Here is a 983-nt window from a genome sequence, read left to right on the forward strand (position 1 = left end):
ACCATGAAGGAGCACCTGCGCTTCGCCACGGCCTACTGGCACACCTTCGTGGGCACCGGCGGCGACCCCTTCGGCCCCGGCACCAAGAACTTTGCCTGGGACGCCAAAGGCGACATCGTGGGCCGCGCCAAGGACAAGGCCGACGCCGCCTTCGAGTTCTTCACCAAGCTCGGCACGCCCTACTACTGCTTCCACGACATCGACCTGGTGGACGAAGGCGACTCGCTAAAGGAGTACGAAAGCAACCTGGCCACGGTGGTGGACTACCTCAAGCAGCACCAGCAGGCGAGCGGCGTGCAGCTGCTCTGGGGCACGGCCAACGTGTTTTCGCACCCCCGCTACATGAACGGCGCGAGCACCAACCCCGACTTCCAGGTGGTGGCCTACGCCGCCACGCAGGTGAAAAACGCCATCGACGCGACCATCGCGCTGGGCGGCGAGGGCTACACCTTCTGGGGCGGCCGCGAGGGCTACATGACCCTGCTCAACACCGACATGAAGCGCGAGCAGGCGCACCTGGGCCAGTTCCTGACCGTGGCCCGCGACTACGCCCGCCAGCAGGGCTTCACGGGCAAGTTCTTCATCGAGCCCAAGCCGGCCGAGCCCACCAAGCACCAGTACGACTTCGACGCGGCCACGGTCATCGGCTTCCTCAAGGAGCACGGCTTGGAAAACGATTTCATGCTGAACCTGGAGGTGAACCACGCCACGCTGGCCGGCCACACTTTCCAGCACGAGCTGCAAGTGGCCGCCGACGCCAACCTGCTCGGCAGCATCGACGCCAACCGCGGCGACAACCAGAACGGCTGGGACACCGACCAGTTTCCGAACAACTTGAACGAGTTGACGGAGAGCATGCTCATCATCCTGGAGCACGGCGGCATCACGCCGGGCGGCATCAACTTCGACGCCAAAACGCGCCGTAACTCGACCGATTTGGAGGACATTTTTGTGGCCCACATTGCGGGCATGGACACGTTTGC

Annotated in this window: 1 protein-coding gene; it reads left to right on the top strand. The window is 64.1% G+C overall.

From position 1 onward, the window contains the following. The coding region (gene xylA / locus BEN49_RS15295) for a xylose isomerase (RefSeq protein ID WP_070744822.1) at nucleotides 1–983 on the top strand (983 nt) is incomplete at both ends.

The organism is Hymenobacter coccineus (assembly GCF_001816125.1).
Lineage (GTDB): Bacteria > Bacteroidota > Bacteroidia > Cytophagales > Hymenobacteraceae > Hymenobacter > Hymenobacter coccineus.